Genomic DNA, 18,579 nt, shown 5'->3' on the forward strand with positions numbered 1-18,579 from the left:
CTTGGTCCTGTGCGTTCTTTATGTCGTGCTGATGTATCGACTCGATACATCCAGACGATAGAGGGGTCACCTGGGCGGAACAAGTGGGGGGACGGTGAACGGCATCACATCACCGAATCGTTCTCATCAACCTGACTGATTTGGAGTGAATTTCAACACTGGGCAGGTTTTGGCCGTGCGTAGTCTGTGCGGCATGCAGACTGCCGGGAACCGTGGGCCGATATCTGGCGTCCCTGTCCTCGGTGTAGTGCGGCTCGCGCCTCAGGAGCGGGCCGTGCATCGGGGGGACCTGAAGACAACTGCCGCCTTCAGGCGACGAGAAAGCGCGCCTGCCCGAGGAGTATTCGTTCCATGAGCGAGCACCGTCGCAAACCGCCACAGCCGCAGAGTGGCGGACGTGCCGCGGCCCGACGCGCCGCACAGCAGCCACCGGGGCGTCGTTCCGCCCCTCCGCGTGGCTCCGCTGCCGGTCCTGCCTCCCACTCCGAGCCGACCGGGCATGAGCCCCGGCAAGGAGGTCGTGCCGAGGCCCGTAGAGCTGCCCAGCGCAGCGGTCGCCGACGCGGGTCCGATGCCGCTGCGGTGGCTGCCGGTGAGGGCGCCGGCGGCCGTGGTGGTGGCGGCCGGCGCGGTAGTGGCGGCGGCGGCCCCGAGGGAGGCCGGGGACGCGGCCGCGGCAGCGGAAAGCCTGCCAAGAAGCGTCTGATCGACTACCCGCGTGCCAACCGCGTCGGGTGGCGCCGCTTTGTGCCCTCCTGGAAACAGGTCGCCACCATGAGCGTCGGTTTCATAGGGCTGATCGTGGGTGCCTCCGGCGTCGCGCTGGCCTTGGTGCACGTTCCCGACGAGAGCCTGGCCGCCAAGTCGCAGAACAACGTCTACCTCTGGGCCAATGGCAAGGTCATGGCGCGTGACGGTGAGACGAACCGGCAGAACGTCACGATCAACGAGATTCCGCGCTCGATGCAGAATGCGGCGATTGCTGCGGAGAACGCGTCGTTCAAGACGGACTCGGGTGTGGACCCGATGGGCATCGCACGTGCGGTGTTCAACATGGCCAAGGGTGGCGAGACCCAGGGTGGCTCGACCATCACTCAGCAGTACGTGAAGAACGCGATGCTGAGTCAGCAGCAGACCCTTGACCGCAAGTTCAAGGAACTGTTCATCGCGATCAAGGTCGGCTGGTCGAAGAGCAAGGACGAGATCCTTCAGGGGTATCTGAACACCAGCTACTACGGTCGTGGGGCCTACGGGATCCAGGCAGCGGCTCAGGCGTACTACGGAGTGGACGCCGCCAAGCTGGACGCGAACCAGAGCGCCTTCCTGGCCACTGTGCTCAAGGGTGCGGACCTGTATGACCCCGCGGGCGGCACCAGCCCGGGAGCCACACGGGCGGCAAACACCGCGCGTGCCAAGGCGCGGTGGTCCTGGATCCTCGACCGTGAGGTCGACAACCACCTCTTGTCGAAGGCGCAGCGGAACAAGTTCCGAAAGCACTTCCCCACGCCACATCTGCCGAAGCCGGTGGCCAGCAAGAGCGGCCAGATCGGCTACATGATGGACACCGCGAAGAAGTACGTGCTGAAGCACGCGGGTCTCAGCGAGGCCCAGTTCGACAAGGGCGGCTACACGATCCGGACGACCTTCGACGCGCATAAGACCAATGAGCTCGAGGGCGCGGTCAAGAAGGTCAACAAGCGCTATATCGACCCGAAGAAGCGCGCAAAGGATAAATACGTCCAGTTCGGTGGCGCCTCCGTGGTGCCGGGAGACGGCAAGATCGTCGCCCTGTACGGCGGCGAGGGCTACGACAAGGGTCACTTCAGCAACAACGCCGACACCTTCGGTGTGCCGGTCGGCTCGACCTGGAAGCCGTTCGTGCTCGCAGCGGGGATGAAGTACGGAACGAGCAGGAGTGACGGGCCGATCTCACCGGACAGTCGTTACAACGGCAATGACCACCTCAAGGTGAAGAATGCCGACGGCAGCTACGTAACGAAGCGGGACAACTCGCCCTTCTACCAGGAGAACGAGAGTAATCACCGCTGGGGCTACATCCCCTTGACCAAGGCGATGGAACAGTCCGTCAACACTCCCTTCGTGCAGCTCGGCATGGATGTCGGGATGCCCAAGGTCCGGGAAATGGCGCACGCGGCGGGTATCGCGTCGGCCAGCTTCGACAAGAACCTGAACCCGTCCTTTGCGCTGGGTACCTCCACACCGAGCGCGATTCGTATGGCCGATGCCTATGCGACGTTCGCCCAATCGGGAACGAAGGTGGAGCCCTACTCGGTGACCAAGGTGACGTTCGAGGGTGAAGACCTGGGGGGCTTCGACAGGCCCAAGCAAGAGACGGCGATGGATTCCAACATCGCCAACAACGTGACCAAGGTGCTGCAGAACGTCATCAAGAACGGCACGGGCAAGTTGGCCAGGCGGCTGAACATGCCGGCGGCGGGCAAGACGGGTACCACCGACGAGAACAAGTCGGCCTGGTTCGTCGGCTACACCAGGCAGCTTTCGACAGCCGTCACCATGTTCCGTGAGGACGCCAAGAATCCGCGTCAGCTGTCCATGAACGGTGTCGGTGGCTTCGACTCGATCCACGGTGGTGCACTGCCCACCGAGGTGTGGACCGAGTACATGCTGCAGGCGATGAACGGCGTCACGGGGGAGCCATTCCCGCCTGCCACGCCCATCGGGCGACGGGTGGACGAGGCCGGCATGCCGTCTCCGACGCCGACGCCCACGCCGTCGGACACACCGTCGGACACTCCGTCGGGGACTCCCAGCGACTCCGCTTCCCCGTCGAACTCGCCCAGCCCGACCCCGACAGACACCTGCTCTCCTTGGGACATCAACTGCAAGAACAGTGGTGGGGCCGGTAACGGCGGGGGCACCGGAGGAGGGCCCGGCGGGCCGGGTGGCCCGGGCGGTGGCACCGGAGGCACGAGTCCGACGCCTGACCCGACGGACGCGAACGGTGGTGGAGGCTTGTTCGGCGGCCCTAGCGGCTGACCAACCGTTTCACGTGAAACGCTGAATGTTTCACGTGAAACGCAGAGCCATGAAGCCCCCGCCCGGCTCGACCGGGCGGGGGCTTCACCGTCTTCTGCACAGAGTTGTACGGCAGGATGGGCCCATGACGAGCGTGGGACGGGACGAGTCGGTACGGCCGACGCGGCGGGATGAGGTGGCGGCGGCCGGCAGCGAGCTGATCGGCGGGCCGATCGGCCGACGCGCACTGCTCGGGACGCACTGGCTGACGCCGGTGAGGGTCATCGCGCTCGTCGCCATCGGTATGTTCGCCCTGGGCATGGTGCAGAAGCTGCCCTGCTACAACGGCGGCTGGTTCTTCGGTGCCACCAGCCAGTACACCCACGCCTGCTACTCCGATATCCCCCATCTCTATGCGGGGCGGGGCTTCGCCGATGGGCTGATCCCGTATTTCGACCGGCTGCCCGGCGATATGGAGTATCTCGAGTACCCCGTGCTCACCGGCGTCTTCATGGAGGTCGCCTCCTGGATGACACCGCACGGCGGGGGAATCCAGCACCGCGAACAGATCTACTGGCTGGTCAACGCCGGCATGCTGATGATCTGCGCCGCCGTCGTCGCGGTGTGCGTGACCCGCACCCACCGGCGGCGCCCCTGGGACGGCCTCCTTGTCGCCCTGGCGCCGGCTGCCGCTCTCACCGCCACCATCAACTGGGATCTGCTGGCGGTCGCCCTGACCGCCGCCGGGATGCTGATGTGGTCACGCAGCCGCCCGCTGGCGGCCGGTGTCCTCATCGGGCTGGCTACCGCGGCGAAGCTGTACCCGGTGCTGTTGCTGGGCCCGCTGCTGGTGCTGTGCTGGCGGGCGGGCGCCTGGCGCGCGTACGGGAGGGCGGTGGCCGGCGCCGTGGCGTCCTGGCTGGTGGTGAACCTGCCGGTGATGATCACGCACGATGGCGCGGGGTTTCACATCCGGGAAGGCTGGGCGAAGTTCTACACGTTCAGCCAGGAGCGGCCCATCGACTTCGGATCGCTCTGGCTCCTGATCTCGCAGCGGACCGGCAACCCCCTGGAGAACGCGAACACCTATGCCACGCTGCTGATGATCCTGGGCTGTGGCGCGATCGGCCTGCTGAGCCTCTATGCGCCGCGCCGGCCACGCTTCGCACAGCTGGCGTTCCTCGTCGTCGCGCTGTTCATCCTCACCAACAAGGTCTACTCGCCGCAGTACGTCCTGTGGCTGATCCCGCTCGCCGTGCTGGCCCGGCCGCGCTGGCGGGACTTCCTGATCTGGCAGGCCTGCGAGGTCATGTACTTCCTGGGGATCTGGACCTACCTCGCCTACACGGGTAACGGCGACAAGCACCAAGGCCTGCCGCTGGAGGGCTACCAGCTGGCCATCGTGCTGCACCTCCTGGGCACCCTCTATCTGTGCGCGGTCGTCGTACGGGACATTCTGCTGCCGGAGCGCGATGTGGTCCGCAGGGACGGGGACGACGACCCGTCGGGCGGAGTCCTGGACCGCAGCCCCGATGTGTTCGTGCTCGGTCGCCGGGCGTACCACCGCCCCCGGCACGCGGTGCAGTTCGAGGCAGCGCCGCAGGTGCGCTGGGGCGCCGTACGGGAATGAATCGGCACCGGCCCGTCCATGCACCGGGCCCGGTGCCGCAGAGAACGTCTGCGGCACCGGGCCCTTGGCGTGTGTCCGAGCTGGAGTGCGGCCGGCTCAGCGGTCCATGATGCGGTCGAACTGCGTGGTGGTGTGCCGCAGATGGGCCACCAGTTCCTCACCGACCTGCGGCTCCGGTGCGTCGCTCGGCACGAACAGGATCGACACCTGCATGTGCGGCGGCTCCGCGAACCAGCGCTGCTTCCCGGCCCATACGTACGGGGCGAGGTTGCGGTTGACGGTTGCCAGGCCGGCCCGGGCCACGCCCTTGGCGCGCGGCATCACTCCGTGCAGTGCCTTGGGCGACTCCAGGCCGACACCGTGCGAGGTGCCGCCGGCCACCACGACCAAGTAGCCGTCGGAGGCAGCCTTCTGCTGGCGGTAGCCGAAGCGCTCGCCCTTGGTGACCCGGGTGACATCGAGCACCGAGCCGCGGTACTCGGTGGCCTCGTGGTCGCCGAGCCACAGCCGCGTACCGATCCGCGCGCGGAACCGTGTCTGGGGGAACTGCTGCTGGAGACGGGCGAGTTCATCGGCCTTGAGGTGGCTGACGAACATGGTGTGCAGCGGGAGGCGGGCGGCGCGCAGCCGGTCCATCCAGCCGATGACCTCTTCGACCGCGTCGGACCCGTCGGTGCGGTCCAGCGGCAGGTGCAACGCGAAGCCTTCGAGCCGGATGTCCTCGATGGCCGCGGCCAGCTTCGGCAGATCCTCCGGCTTGACTCCATGGCGCTTCATGCTGCTCATGACCTCGATGACGACCCGGGCGCCGACCAGGCCGCCCACGCCCTCGACCGAGGAGACCGAGCGGATCGCCCGGTCGGGCAGCGGTACCGGCTCCTCGCCGTGGCGGAACGGCGTCAGGACGAGCAGATCGCCGCTGAAGAAGTCCTTGATACGGGCCGCTTCGTAGGTCGTGCCGACCGCCAGGATGTCAGCACCCAGGCGGGTCGCCTCGTCGGCGAGGCGCTCATGGCCGAAGCCGTATCCATTGCCTTTGCAGACCGGGACCAGCCCGGGGAACTGCTGGAGAACGCTCTGCTGATGCGCCCGCCAGCGCGCGGTGTCGACGTAGAGGGTGAGCGCCATGGCCGGGCCCGGAACCTTTCTCGTGGCTGGGGTGTGTCAGGAGTACGGACGGTGCGGTGAAGCGGTCAGCGGCGCGACATATACATGTCGAGCGCCTTGTGCAGCAGCTTGTTGAGCGGGAAGTCCCACTCTCCGAGGTACTCCGCTGCCTGCCCACCCGTGCCGACCTTGAACTGGATCAGGCCGAAGAGATGGTCGTTCTCGTCCAGCGAGTCGCTGATGCCGCGGAGGTCGTAGACCGAAGCGCCGAGCGCGTAGGAGTCCTGCAGCATCTTCCACTGCATCGCGTTCGAGGGCCGGACCTCACGCTTGTGGTTGGCGGAGGCGCCGTAGGAGTACCAGACGTGGCCACCGACGATCAGCATCGTGGCCGCCGCGACGTTCTCGCCCTCGTGGCGGGCGAAGTAGAGCCGCATGCGGTTGGGGTCCTCGGAGTTGAGGGCCGTCCACATGCGCTGGAAGTAGCCCAGCGGCCGCGGGCGGAAGTGGTCACGCTCCGCGGTGATCTCGTAGAGCCGCTGCCACTCGGCCAGCTCCTCGTAGCTGCCCTGGACGACCTCGACCCCGGCCTTTTCGGCCTTCTTGATGTTGCGGCGCCACAGCTGGTTGAAGCCCTTGTGGACCTCCTCCAGCGAGCGGTCGGCCAGCGGCACCTGGAAGACATAGCGGGGCTGCACATCGCCGAAGCCGGCGCCGCCGTCCTCGCCCTGCTGCCAGCCCATGCGCCGCAGCCGGTCGGCCACCTCGAAGGCGCGTGGCTCGATGTGGCTCGCCTCGACGTCCCGCAGCCGCTTGACGTCCGGGCTCTGGATGCCGGACTTGATCGCGGCGGAGTCCCAGCGGCGGATGATCACCGGCGGGCCCATCTTCACGGAGAAGGCGCCCTTCTGCTTGAGGTGGCTGAGCATCGGCTGCAGCCAGTCCTCAAGGTTCGGTGCGAACCAGTTGATGACCGGACCCTCGGGCAGATAGGCGAGGTAGCGCTTGATCTTGGGCAGCTGGCGGTAGAGCACCAGACCCGCGCCGACCAGCTCGCCGCTCGCGTCGAACCAGCCCAGGCTCTCCGAGCGCCATTCGGCCTTGACGTCTGCCCAGGCAGGGACCTGCATGTGGCTGGCCGCGGGCAGACTCTGGATATATGCCAGATGCTGCTCTCGGCTGATGGTCCTCAGGGTCAGGCTCATGCGGGGCGCTCCTCGGCAGGTGTGTCCCCTTGGTCGGGGCTCCGGCTCTCGCGCCGAAGCCTACTGTGACCGGGGAGCGCCCCGTCTGGGCCATACGGGCCGGGGCCCCGTATGCCGCAGTGGCTAGCCGATAATGCCGCCGAAGAGGCCACCGTGAGCCAGGCCGAGGTAGAAGCCGACGGCCGCTGCCCCGAGGCCGATGATCAACAGGAAGCGTTCACCTGTCGTCGACGAGATGAACTGTCCCCACAGGCCGGTGCCGATTCCGATCAGACCGACCCAGGAACTGACCAGGTGCAGGCTGGGAGAGAGCGTGGTGAAGACGGCGATCGCGCCGAGAACCACGGTCACGATGGCGATGGTGTTCTCGACGGGATGGTCCTTGCCGTCGCTGTTGAGAAGCGAGAGCAGACTGCGCTGGGTCCGTGCTGCCTGTGCCATGCGGCACCTCCGATGACAGGGCGGCGCACTGTAACGCCGCTCACACCCGTTGTGTTCCAGATTGAGGGGTGGAGCGGGCGGATTTCAACCGGAAGGCTTCAGGCAGGTACTCTGTACGGTCTGCGCCCATGTCTGTCCGGATGACCGGACGGGCTCGGTGCGGAACGCATACGACCCTCCTGCCACGGAACGACCGTGGCCGCTGAGTCCAAAGGAGGTGGGTTCTACATGCGTCACTACGAGGTGATGGTCATCCTCGACCCCGATCTCGAGGAGCGCGCTGTCTCCCCGCTGATCGAGAACTTCCTCTCCGTCGTCCGTGAGGGCAACGGAAAGGTCGAGAAGGTCGACACCTGGGGCCGTCGTCGTCTCTCTTACGAGATCAAGAAGAAGCCCGAGGGCATCTACTCGGTCATCGACCTGCAGGCCGAGCCTGCGGTCGTCAAGGAGCTCGACCGTCAGATGAACCTGAATGAGTCGGTCCTCCGGACCAAGGTCCTTCGTCCCGAGACCCACTGAGCGCGCAAGCGTCCAGCGGTAACCGGGTCCGAGTAGCAGCAACACCAGCAGCCAGCAGCACACCCGCCGAGAGGTTCCCCTAATGGCAGGCGAGACCGTCATCACGGTTGTCGGCAATCTTGTCGACGACCCCGAGCTGCGCTTCACCCCGTCCGGTGCGGCGGTCGCGAAGTTCCGCGTCGCGTCCACTCCCCGCACCTTCGACCGCCAGACCAATGAGTGGAAGGACGGCGAGAGCCTGTTCCTGACCTGCTCGGTGTGGCGTCAGGCGGCGGAGAACGTCGCCGAGTCCCTGACGCGGGGTACCCGCGTGGTCGTCCAGGGCCGCCTCAAGCAGCGGTCGTACGAGGACCGCGAGGGCGTGAAGCGCACGGTCTACGAGCTCGACGTCGAGGAAGTCGGCGCGAGCCTGAAGAACGCCACGGCCAAGATCACCAAGACCAGCGGTCGCGGTGGCCAGGGCGGTGGCGGCTTCGGCGGCGGTCAGCAGGGCGGTGGCCAGGGTGGCGGCGGCTGGGGCGGCGGCCCCGGCGGCGGCCAGCAGGGCGGCGGCGGTGCTCCCGCCGACGACCCGTGGGCGACCAACGGTCCTGCCGGCGGCGGTCAGCAGGCCGGTGGCGGTGGCGGTGGTGGCTGGGGCGGTAGCTCCGGCGGTGGCTACTCGGACGAGCCGCCCTTCTAGGTCCGTACAGCTGGTTCGACTCCGCGCTGTTTCACGTGAAACAGCGCCGTGAGGCGGCCAGGGGCCTTGAGGGCGTCAGCACAAACTTCTTGAACTCATTGGAGAGAGATAATGGCGAAGCCGCCTGCTCGCAAGCCTAAGAAGAAGGTTTGCGTGTTCTGCAAGGAGAAGATCTCCTATGTGGACTACAAGGACACGAACCTGCTGCGGAAGTTCATCTCCGACCGCGGCAAGATCCGTGCCCGCCGGGTCACCGGCAACTGCACTCAGCACCAGCGTGACGTCGCCACGGCCGTGAAGAACAGCCGTGAGATGGCGCTGCTGCCCTACACGTCCACCGCGCGATAAGGGAAGGGTGACCGAATCATGAAGATCATCCTCACCCACGAGGTCTCCGGCCTCGGCACCGCCGGCGACGTCGTTGACGTCAAGGACGGGTACGCCCGTAACTACCTGGTCCCGCGTGGTTTCGCGATCCGCTGGACCAAGGGTGGCGAGAAGGACGTCGAGCAGATCCGTCGCGGTCGCAAGATCCGCGAGATCGCCACGATCGAGCAGGCCAACGAGGTCAAGGGCCGGCTTGAGGGCGTCAACGTGAAGCTGGCCGTTCGCGCCGGCGACGCGGGCCGCCTGTTCGGCTCCGTCACCCCGGCCGACGTCGCCTCGGCGATCAAGGCCGCCGGTGGTCCGGACGTCGACAAGCGTCGTGTCGAGCTCGGCTCGCCGATCAAGACCCTGGGCGCGCACCAGGTCTCCGTGCGTCTGCACGCCGAGGTCGTTGCGAAGCTCGGCGTCGAGGTCGTCGCCGCGTAATTGCCGCACCACGCCGAAGGGCCGCATCCCGTCACCGGGGTGCGGCCCTTCGTCGTGTCCGGGGCGCCGACGGTCCGCTGTCAGTCCTCGTCCTGGGCGCGCCTGTAGAGCTTGGCGACGTCGTCGTCGAAGTACGCGGCGTAGGAGACATCGTCTTGGTCGCCGCCGCCTTCATGGCCGCCGAGAACACCGATGACCGTGCCGGTGTGGCTCTTGGGGTCGTAGTCGGCCAGCCAGGGACTGCCGCTCGTCCCGCCCTCGAAGTCGGTGCACTGGATGCGCAGCTGGGTGTCGCTGTACTTCGTGGTGCGGTTCTGGCAGGAGATCGGGGTGTCACGGCTGGTCGGATAGCCGGTGATCTTGACCTCGTTGTCGAAGCCACGGTCGATGCCGAGGGTGTTGCCGCCCAGGACGTCCTGGATCTGCTTGCCGTTCTTCTTGTCGAGCACGAGGAAGGCGACGTCGAGATCCTCGTCCTGCGACTTGGCCCAGCGGTCGTCGACGACCACCTTCTTGACCTTCCAGAGGCCGGTGGGCTCCTTGCCGTCGCGGTAGTCGGGGGCGAAGACGAGATCGTCCACCGTCGTCTCGGCGTCTGCGTCGAAGGCACAGTGCGCCGCCGTGATGAGCATGTTCCGGCCCGGGCTCTGCACGACGCTCGCCGAACAGAAGTGGTCGCCGGAGTCGTTTTTCTCGAAGACCGCGCCGACCCGGGCGTTCTGCTCGGTTCTGCGCGGGGTGTACGCACTGCCGTCATCGGCCGGAGCCGTCGCGGCGGGATCCTGGTCCTGGGGATCGTGGTCGGCCTCGCCGGACTTGCCGAAGCTGCTGTGACCGCTGACGTCGCTGCTGCTCGTATCGGCTTCCTCCGAGGCGTAGCCCACCACGGCAGCAGCCACGATGACGACGAACGTCAGTGGCAGCACGGACTTCCTGGCAAGCGAGCGCACACGGTCATTATTGACATGCGCTGCGTGTCGCGGGAGGTGGTTCAGCGGGAGGCCCCGGTCACAATCCACCGGCCCGAGCGGGTGCGCAGCCACAGAGTCAGCATGCGGACGGTCATCATCAGCGCCATTGCCCACCACAGCGCCACCAGTCCGCCGCCCAGGGCAGGTACGGCCAGCGCGGCCGGAGCGAACAGCGCCAGCGTCACGACCATGGCCCAGGCGAGGTACGGGCCGTCCCCGGCGCCCATCAGCACGCCGTCGAGGATGAAGACGATGCCGGAGACCGGCTGTGTCACGGCCACGACCAGGAGAGTGCTCAGCAGCGGGCCCTGCACGGCGGGGTCGGAGGTGAACAGGGGGATGAACAGGGGGCGGGCGAGCGCGACCAGCACACCGAGGACCAGGCCGGAGGCGATGCCCCACTGGACCATGCGGCGGCAGGCGGCCCTGGCACCGTCGCGGTCCTCCGCACCGAGGTAGCGGCCTATGATGGCCTGCCCGGCGATGGCGATGGCGTCCAGCGCGAAGGCCAGCAGGGACCACAGCGTGAGCACGATCTGGTGGGCGGCGACCTCGGCGTCACCGAGCCGGGCGGCGACGGCGGTGGCGATCATCAGCACAGCGCGCAGCGAGAGCGTACGGACCAGCAGCGGGACGCCGGCCTGAGCCGAGGCACGGATCCCCGCGGTGTCGGGGTGCAGCGAGGCGCCATGCCGTCGCGCACCGCGGACGACCACGGCGAGGTAGACGGCGGCCATGCCGCACTGGGCGATGACCGTGCCCCAGGCGGAGCCCGCGATGCCGAGCCCGGCGCCGTAGACCAGGCAGACGTTGAGCGCGGCGTTGACGGAGAAGCCGCCGATGGCGACGTAGAGCGGGGTCCTGGTGTCCTGGAGCCCGCGGAGCACGCCGGTGGCGGCCAGCACGACGAGCATCGCGGGGATGCCGAGTGCGCTGATGCGCAGATAGGTCGTGGCGTGCGGGGCGGCGGTGGCGGAGGCTCCGAAGGCCTCGACGAGCCAGGGGGCCGTGGGCAGGACGGCCGCGATGACGGCGGCGCCGAGCAGCAGGGCGAGCCAGATACCGTCCATGCCCTGGCGGATGGCGGCGGGGAGGTCGCCGGCGCCGACCCTGCGGGCGACCGCTGCGGTGGTGGCGTAGGCAAGGAAGACGAAGACGGAGACGGCGGTGGTGAGCAGGGCGGCGGCGACGCCGAGACCGGCGAGCTGGGGAGTGCCGAGGTGGCCGATGACGGCGCTGTCGACCATGACGAAGAGAGGTTCCGCGACCAGTGCGCCGAACGCGGGCAGGGCGAGGGCGATGATCTCGCGGTCATGGCGGCGGTCGGTGCGCCGCGGTGTCGCGGGAGCCTGGGTCATGCGCTCTAAGGTAATCGTCCACAGGTAAGAGATGCAAACCCCTTACAGTCCTTACTTTCCGCTGTGTGGAGTTACCTTCTCCATGCCGTTTGTCGCGATCTTGAGCCGCTTGCGGAAGTTTTTCTTCCCCACAGCCTATGGATGAGAAAACTGCAGGTCAGGAGAGTGAGGGTGGGGTGATTGTGTGCTTGTCCACAGAAGTTTCCCCCGTGCCGTGCACAGGATCCGGGGACTTCTCCACAGCTGTAGGCCAGTCATCCACATGGCCTGTGGATAACCAGATTGGCGGACGGTGCCCACGGGCCTACCGTGGTCCGGCACCCGCCGCCTGTTCCGGCCTGAGAAATCGTCCGAACTCGACGCGCCGTAACCGGAGTCGGGCGTCTCGATTGTCAGAGCTGTGCCGTAAGAAAGAACCGCACAGCAAGGTCCGCGCCGCGGACGGGAGGAGGTGCCGGGGTGAGCATTCCCGAGCCCATGGAAGACCCCTGGGCGGACTCCGGTCCCAGCGACCTGCTGCCGGCCGCCCGCTCCCGACGGGGCGAGGGCAAGGGACGCGGCCGCGGCGACCGCCAGGAACGCGATGACGACGGCGGCTCCTGGGCAGGCGGGTTCGAGCGCGTCCCCCCACAGGACCTGGATGCCGAGCAGTCCGTGCTCGGCGGCATGCTGCTGTCCAAGGACGCGATCGCGGATGTCGTCGAGGTCCTCAAGGGCGAGGACTTCTACCGTCCCGCCCATGAGCTGGTCTTCCAGGCCATTCTCGATCTCTACGCCAAGGGGGAGCCCGCCGACCCGATCACCATCGCCGCGGAGCTGACCAAGCGCGGCGAGATCGCACGGGTCGGCGGCGCCTCGTATCTCCACACCCTCGTCCAGTCCGTACCGACCGCCGCGAACGCCGAGTACTACGCCGAGATCGTCCATGAGCGTGCGGTGCTGCGCCGGCTGGTCGAGGCCGGCACCCGCATCACGCAGATGGGATACGCCGCGGACGGCGATGTCGACGAGATCGTCAACAGCGCCCAGGCGGAGATCTACGCCGTCACCGAGCAGCGGACCAGTGAGGACTACCTCCCGCTCGGCGACATCATGGAGGGCGCCCTCGACGAGATCGAGGCGATCGGCTCACGCCAGGGCCAGATGACGGGCGTGCCGACGGGCTTCACCGACCTGGATTCGCTGACGAACGGCCTGCACCCCGGCCAGATGATCGTGATCGCGGCCCGTCCCGCCATGGGTAAGTCGACCCTGGCGCTGGACTTCGCGCGGGCCTGCTCGATCAAGAGCAATCTGCCGAGCGTGATCTTCTCGCTGGAAATGGGGCGCAACGAGATCGCGATGCGTCTGCTGTCCGCCGAGGCACGGGTCGCGCTGCATCACATGCGTTCCGGCAGCATGACGGACGAGGACTGGACGCGGCTGGCGCGCCGGATGCCGGATGTCTCCGCCGCGCCGCTGTTCATCGACGATTCGCCGAACCTGTCGATGATGGAGATCCGCGCGAAGTGCCGTCGGCTCAAGCAGCGCAACGAACTGAAGCTGGTGGTCATCGACTATCTCCAGCTGATGCAGTCCGGCGGCTCGAAGCGCGCCGAGAGCCGCCAGCAGGAGGTCTCGGACATGTCCCGAAACCTCAAGCTGCTGGCGAAGGAGCTGGAACTCCCGGTCATCGCGCTCTCCCAGCTGAACCGTGGCCCCGAGCAGCGCACGGACAAGAAGCCGATGGTCTCCGACCTCCGTGAATCCGGTTCGATCGAGCAGGACGCCGACATGGTCATCCTGCTGCACCGCGAGGACGCCTACGAGAAGGAGTCCCCGCGCGCCGGCGAGGCCGACCTGATCGTGGCCAAGCACCGTAACGGCCCCACGGCGACGATCACGGTCGCGTTCCAGGGCCACTACTCGCGGTTTGTGGACATGGCACAGACGTGAGCGGGGCGTCTGTGGGATCTCAAATCCCGTGTCGGAATCTCACGGCCGATGTCGGATCTGAGTCGGATCCGACACTGAGCTGAGATTCGCAGGTCGTTGCCGTGCCTCGTTCGAGTGAAAGCGCTGCTGGTGCACTCCCGTCGGCGTGTTGAACGGGAGCATTGTGCTGTCGATGGCAACTCCAACCCGGGAGTGGGGATGGAAGCGACGGTCAGCTTTCGTGGGCACGGTGGCGGGGTTTAAGAATGCTCTTGGGAGTCCGTAGCCGCGGTGTCGCTGCAGTCGGCCTCTCCGTGGCGGACGTTCCGATGGCACAAGGGCCAGAAGCACTACTCGGGTACCTACTGGTCGGCGACGACGCGCGATCACGTGATCTACGAGTCGCGCCTGGAGCTTTCGGGGTTGCTCTTCGCTGACTTCGATCTGTCCGTACGTGGCATCGTGGGCCAGCCTTTCCTGCTGAAGACAGTGCTGGAGGGCAAGGCCCGTAAGCACATTCCGGACTATCTCCTGCTCACCGGGCAGGTGCCGGTGGTCGTGGACGTCAAGCCGTTGCACCGGTTATCCAAGCCGGAGGTGGCGTTCACCTTCGACTGGACCCGGCGGGCGGTGGAATCGCGCGGTTGGAAGTACGAGGTCTGGAGCGAGTCTCCGGTCGTGGAACTGGAGAATGTCCGGTTCCTAGCGGGTTACCGCAGGGACTGGCTGTTCGGGTCCGAGGTTCTGGAAGAACTCAGGGATGCGGATCTCGACGGGCTTCTTCTGGGGCAGGTCAGGGAGTGTCTGCAGGATTATCCAGAACCTCAAGTCCGCGCTGCGATCCACCATTTGCTGTGGACTCAGGTTTTCGTTACCGATCTCGACCGGCCGCTCGGTCCTTCGCGCATCCTGAGGAGGGCGGCGTGAGCAGGGCGGCGGCTCGGGTCGGAGTCGGTACGCGCTTCCGCTACGACGGGGAGTCCGTCGAGGTGGTGGAGATGGCCGCGACGACGGCGGGCAACGAAGTGGTCTTGAAGGATGGTCACGGGCGGCTTCTACGGCTGTCGCTCAAGGAGCTGCTGTTCTCTGACCGTGCCGCGATCGGTCCTGACGGCCCGGGGCCGTCAGCGAACGACGAAGGTGAGATCGCCTCCGTGGTTCTCGGGCAGCTCGATGCGGAGGAGAAGCAGAAGGTCCTGGAGCGAGCTGGGCACGTCCGTGCTCTATGACACGAGCCGCGAGATCCTACATTTTCTGTTGGGTCTTACGGCTGATGTCGTAATCGCACGAGCTGTGTCGTACCGATGTCGTATACGACATCGCCGTGAGACTAGCGCGTGGGTGGGTGTTGCTGCCCCGGGTGTGTGGTGCTCGTCGAGCTCCGGTTGGACTCGACGCGTTTCAGTGGTCCATCCGTCTGTGGTGACGGATCTTGTTGCCGTTCCTCTGTGGGCTAATCGCCCACTCCATGGCTTGGGCGGCGCACAGAGCCGGCGAGCACGAGATATACGGAGGTACCAGTGAAGGCAATCGTCGCGACGGATCCGGCCGCGGAAGCAGCCGGGATCACACTCGCGGAGCGGCCTGAGCCGACGCCGGCGATCAACGACGTCGTCGTTGAAGTCCATGCGTCGGGCTTCGTCCCCGCGGAGTGGGAGTGGCCCTCGACGTGGGTCGATCGCGCCGGTCGCGATCGAGCCCAGGCGATCATCGGCCACGAGTTCGCCGGAGTGGTCACCTCCCTCGGCTACGGCACGACGGGGCTCTCGCTGGGACAGCGGGTGTTCGGGATCACGGACTGGCACCGCGATGGAACCCTGGCCGAGTACGCGGCCGTAGAGGCACGCAACCTGGCGCCGCTGCCGGGGAACGTCGACTTCACGGTGGGTGCGAGCCTGCCGATCTCCGGCCTGACCGCGTGGCAAGGTCTGTTCCAGCACGGTCGTCTTCAGGCGGGGCAGAGCGTCCTCGCACACGGCGCCGCCGGCGCAGTCGGGTCCGTGGTTACGCAGCTCGCCCGGGAGTTCGGCGCCTACGTCATCGGTACCGGGCGGGCGGCGGACCGCCAGGCGGCGCTCGACTTCGGCGCGAACGAGTTCCTCGACCTCGCCACCGAGGATCTCGACGACATCGGCGGGGTCGACGTGGTCTTCGATGTCATCGGCGCTGACATCCAAAGGCGCTCGGCGAGAATCATCCGGCCTGGCGGGACGCTGGTGTCGGTGGTCGGGCCTGTTGAGGCTCGCCCTGTCGACGGCTTGGCGGTCGACTTCGTCGTCGAGTCCGTTCCGAGTCAGCTGGTGGAGATCGTCGACCGGGTGCGGGACGGGCGCCTTCGCACGCACATCGGAACCGTCGCGATCCTCGACGACGCCGTCCCTGCGCTCAACCCGACCGAGCGGCGCAAGGGCAAGACCGTCATTCGCGTGCGTCCCTGAGCGCCCTGGAATGAGCCAACAACGGTGGTGGGCTGGACGACCGCTGACCTGCCCGGTGTCGGACGAGGAAATGCCACGGACTTGAGACTGATCATGGTGACACGGCCGTGAGACAACCAAGAAAGCCCAGGTCGCAAAAGATCGACATGTCGGACGCGGCGAGATCCTACAGCGTCAGCGGCGCGGAGCGCGTGAAGGACGTCACCGCCGGCTCCTCGAGGCCAGCGGGATACAGCTGGTCGACGGCTTCCTGGAGTTCGGTGCACCTCAGGTGAGGTACTCCGTCGGCCTCAGGGTTCCGCGCCGGTCGGTGAGGTCTCACCGGCGGGTGCCGTCGATGCTGAAGGAACCGCCGATGCTGAAGGAACCGCCGAGAGCGGGCCCGCCCGCGGGAGACGTCGTCAGGGGGCGACGGACAGGACGATCTTGCCGGTGGTGCGGCCGGTCTCGCCGAGGGCGTGCGCCTTTGCGGCCTCCTCAAGAGGTACGACGGTGTCGACGGCGACCCGCAGCTTTCCGCTGTCCACCAGGTCGGCGACGGCCTGCAGTCCGGCCCGGTCGGGCTCGACGAGCATGAATCCGGCGCGGACCCGTGCCTCGCGCGCCTGCGCGACCGGGAACGAGTCGTCCAGCGGCAGGATCGACACCAGCGTGCCGCCGGGGCGCAGAGTGCGCAGCGAGCGGGCGCCGTAGTCGCCGCTGATGGTGTCGAGAACGATGTCGATGTCGCGCACCGTCTCCGCGAAGTCCTGCTGGGTGTAGTCGATGAGTTCGTCGGCGCCCAGGCCGCGCAGGAAGTCGTGCTTGGCCTGCCGGGCGGTGCCGATCACATACGCGCCGCGGGACTTGGCGATCTGCACGGCCAGATGACCGACTCCGCCCGCCGCGGCATGGATCAGCACCCGCGCGCCGGGCTGGATCTTTGCGGTGTCGACCAGGGCCTGCCAGGCAGTGAGCGAGGCCAGCGGGAGGGCGGCGCCCTGGACGTGATCCAGGCTCGCAGGGAGAGGGGCGAAGTGCCGCGCCGGGGCGGTGACGTACTCCGCGTAGGCCCCGGCGGGGTGCGGGAAGCGGGGCATGCCGAAGACCTTGTCGCCCGGCGCGAAGAGGGTCACGCCGGGACCGACCGCCTCGACCACGCCGGAGACATCGAAGCCCAGGGTGAACGGGGGCTCGGCGCCGGTGAGGAACTCGCCCTGCTCGCGCGTCTTCCAGTCGGTCGGATTGACGCCCGCGGCGTGCACCCGGACCAGGATCTCCGTAGGGCCGGGCACCGGCCGGTCGGTGGTGATCACCTTGAGGACCTCGGGGCCTCCGGCGATGTCCTGGCTGACGGCGCGCATCTGCGGGGTCCGGGTCTCGGACATGGTGTCTCCTTCGTACGGTGCCTATGGCGGGGACCGGGGCGTCCGCGCCGCTGGTCGGGCGCGTTTCCCGGGGGTGCTGTCAGCTTTCCGTGGCGGGCGGGAGCCCAGCGGTGTCCTGATGGCCAACGTTTGAAAGAATCGGGTCATGCATCGCGTCGGTGTTCTCGCCCTGGACGGTGTCGTCCCCTTCGAGCTCGGGATCCCCGCGCGGATCTTCGGCGCCGCGCACAGCGCTGCCGGTGAGCCCCTCTACTCCGTGGTCACCTGCAGTCCGGACGGGCGCCCGGTGCGCGCCGAGGCCGACTACGACATCGCGGTCGCCGAGGACGCCTCCGTACTCGCGAGCGTGGACACCGTCGTCATCCCGCCGTCCCACGCGCTGGGCACCATCGTCGAGGACGGCCGGCTGCCCGATGAACTGCGCAAGGTGCTGGAGTGCGTACGACCCGGCACCCGGATGGTGGCCATCTGCACCGGCTCGTTCGTCCTGGCCGCCGCCGGGCTGCTCGATCATCGGCCGGCCACCACGCACTGGCGGGAGGCCGCACAGCTGCAGCGCCTCTTCACGACCGTCCGTGTCGACCCCAATGTGCTCTTCGTCGACGACGGCGATGTCCTCACCTCTGCCGGAGCCGCCGCCGGTGTGGACCTGTGTGTGCACATCGTGCGCCGTGACCACGGCAGCGCCGTCGCCAATGACGTGGCCCGCTCGTGTGTGGTGCCGCCCTGGCGGGACGGCGGTCAGGCCCAGTTCATCCGGCTGCCCGTCCCCGAACCCTCGGCGGGCGGCACCGCGGCCACCCGCGCCTGGGCCCTGGAGCGCCTCGGCGACCCGCTCACCCTGAGCGCCCTCGCCGCGCACGCCCGCGTCAGCGTGCGGACCCTCACCCGGCGCTTCCGCGACGAGGTCGGGATGAGCCCAGGTCAGTGGCTCGCCGTCCAGCGCATCGAACGCGCCCGGCAGCTGCTGGAATCCACGGACTGGCCCATCGACCTCGTCGCCCATCACGCGGGCTTCGGCACCGGTACCTCCCTGCGCCAACATCTGCACGGTGCGGTGGGGGTGTCACCGCAGGCATACCGGCGAACGTTCCGGAGCGCTGCGGCGCTGACCGCCTGACGGCGCCGGGCGGCGGG

16 protein-coding genes and 1 pseudogene are annotated in these 18,579 nt (G+C 67.6%); 11 read left to right on the plus strand and 6 right to left on the minus strand.

What is annotated here, in order from left to right; genetic code table 11:
* Positions 1-351 precede the first annotated feature (351 nt).
* Both ACWGI6_RS00665 and ACWGI6_RS00670 read left to right on the plus strand, forming a co-directional pair.
* On the plus strand, positions 352-3,018 hold the full coding sequence (locus ACWGI6_RS00665; protein ID WP_453265482.1) for a transglycosylase domain-containing protein: 2,667 nt from the start codon (positions 352-354) through the stop codon (positions 3,016-3,018).
* 124 nt (positions 3,019-3,142) lie between these two features.
* Entirely contained in the window at positions 3,143-4,627 is a 1,485-nt protein-coding gene (locus tag ACWGI6_RS00670) for a glycosyltransferase family 87 protein (protein WP_453265483.1), read from the plus strand.
* 96 nt (positions 4,628-4,723) lie between these two features.
* Here ACWGI6_RS00670 and ACWGI6_RS00675 read toward each other — a convergent pair whose 3' ends face one another.
* From ACWGI6_RS00675 to ACWGI6_RS00685, 3 genes are all read right to left on the minus strand, one after another.
* Complete coding sequence (locus ACWGI6_RS00675) at positions 4,724-5,755, minus strand: alanine racemase (RefSeq protein ID WP_453265484.1); 1,032 nt, start codon at positions 5,753-5,755, stop codon at positions 4,724-4,726.
* A gap of 65 nt (positions 5,756-5,820) precedes the next feature.
* Positions 5,821-6,939, minus strand: a complete 1,119-nt coding sequence (locus tag ACWGI6_RS00680) for a lipid II:glycine glycyltransferase FemX (RefSeq protein ID WP_393904282.1) — start codon at positions 6,937-6,939, stop codon at positions 5,821-5,823.
* A 123-nt stretch (positions 6,940-7,062) separates the two neighbouring features.
* Positions 7,063-7,380, minus strand: a complete 318-nt coding sequence (locus ACWGI6_RS00685; RefSeq protein ID WP_393904281.1) for a hypothetical protein — start codon at positions 7,378-7,380, stop codon at positions 7,063-7,065.
* Between the two features lie 228 nt (positions 7,381-7,608).
* On the opposite strand from ACWGI6_RS00685, the gene rpsF reads away from it, so the two are divergent.
* From rpsF to rplI, 4 genes are all read left to right on the plus strand, one after another.
* Positions 7,609-7,899, plus strand: a complete 291-nt coding sequence (rpsF, locus tag ACWGI6_RS00690; protein WP_006604399.1) for a 30S ribosomal protein S6 — start codon at positions 7,609-7,611, stop codon at positions 7,897-7,899.
* Positions 7,900-7,981: 82 nt separating this feature from the next.
* Entirely contained in the window at positions 7,982-8,581 is a 600-nt protein-coding gene (locus tag ACWGI6_RS00695) for a single-stranded DNA-binding protein (protein ID WP_453265485.1), read from the plus strand.
* A 111-nt stretch (positions 8,582-8,692) separates the two neighbouring features.
* Complete coding sequence (gene rpsR / locus ACWGI6_RS00700; RefSeq protein ID WP_003978893.1) at positions 8,693-8,929, plus strand: 30S ribosomal protein S18; 237 nt, start codon at positions 8,693-8,695, stop codon at positions 8,927-8,929.
* Positions 8,930-8,947: 18 nt separating this feature from the next.
* Positions 8,948-9,394: a 50S ribosomal protein L9 gene (rplI, locus tag ACWGI6_RS00705; protein ID WP_393893019.1), complete on the plus strand. Its 447-nt coding sequence runs from the start codon at positions 8,948-8,950 to the stop codon at positions 9,392-9,394.
* An 80-nt stretch (positions 9,395-9,474) separates the two neighbouring features.
* On the opposite strand, the gene ACWGI6_RS00710 is transcribed toward rplI, so the two are convergent.
* Together ACWGI6_RS00710 and ACWGI6_RS00715 are read right to left on the minus strand one after the other, a co-directional pair.
* The gene (locus ACWGI6_RS00710) at positions 9,475-10,344 is read right to left on the minus strand and encodes a trypsin-like serine peptidase (protein ID WP_453265486.1); all 870 of its coding nucleotides are present in this window, start codon (positions 10,342-10,344) and stop codon (positions 9,475-9,477) included.
* Between the two features lie 41 nt (positions 10,345-10,385).
* A complete protein-coding gene (locus ACWGI6_RS00715) occupies positions 10,386-11,723 on the minus strand; it encodes an MATE family efflux transporter (RefSeq protein WP_453265487.1) in 1,338 nt (445 codons plus the stop codon).
* A 477-nt stretch (positions 11,724-12,200) separates the two neighbouring features.
* On the opposite strand from ACWGI6_RS00715, the gene dnaB reads away from it, so the two are divergent.
* The 4 genes and pseudogenes from dnaB (at position 12,201) to ACWGI6_RS00735 (ending at position 16,075) form a co-directional block, all read left to right on the plus strand.
* Complete coding sequence (dnaB, locus tag ACWGI6_RS00720) at positions 12,201-13,658, plus strand: replicative DNA helicase (RefSeq protein WP_393904367.1); 1,458 nt, start codon at positions 12,201-12,203, stop codon at positions 13,656-13,658.
* A gap of 264 nt (positions 13,659-13,922) precedes the next feature.
* Positions 13,923-14,564: pseudogene (locus tag ACWGI6_RS00725) on the plus strand (TnsA-like heteromeric transposase endonuclease subunit); the annotation flags it as partial.
* Positions 14,561-14,866: a hypothetical protein gene (locus ACWGI6_RS00730; protein WP_453265488.1), complete on the plus strand. Its 306-nt coding sequence runs from the start codon at positions 14,561-14,563 to the stop codon at positions 14,864-14,866. The pseudogene ACWGI6_RS00725 and the gene ACWGI6_RS00730, both read left to right, overlap by 4 nt.
* 291 nt (positions 14,867-15,157) lie before the next feature.
* Positions 15,158-16,075, plus strand: a complete 918-nt coding sequence (locus tag ACWGI6_RS00735; RefSeq protein ID WP_453265489.1) for an NADP-dependent oxidoreductase — start codon at positions 15,158-15,160, stop codon at positions 16,073-16,075.
* 401 nt (positions 16,076-16,476) lie between these two features.
* Here the strand turns inward: ACWGI6_RS00735 and ACWGI6_RS00740 are convergent, their stop codons facing one another.
* Positions 16,477-17,442 (minus strand): NADP-dependent oxidoreductase, encoded by a 966-nt coding sequence (locus tag ACWGI6_RS00740; protein ID WP_453265490.1) that lies wholly within the window; start codon positions 17,440-17,442, stop codon positions 16,477-16,479.
* Positions 17,443-17,587: 145 nt separating this feature from the next.
* On the opposite strand from ACWGI6_RS00740, the gene ACWGI6_RS00745 reads away from it, so the two are divergent.
* The gene (locus ACWGI6_RS00745) at positions 17,588-18,562 is read left to right on the plus strand and encodes a GlxA family transcriptional regulator (protein ID WP_453265491.1); all 975 of its coding nucleotides are present in this window, start codon (positions 17,588-17,590) and stop codon (positions 18,560-18,562) included.
* The last annotated feature ends 17 nt before the right edge of the window (positions 18,563-18,579 follow it).

The sequence above is a fragment of the Streptomyces sp. NPDC054786 genome (assembly GCF_053611685.1).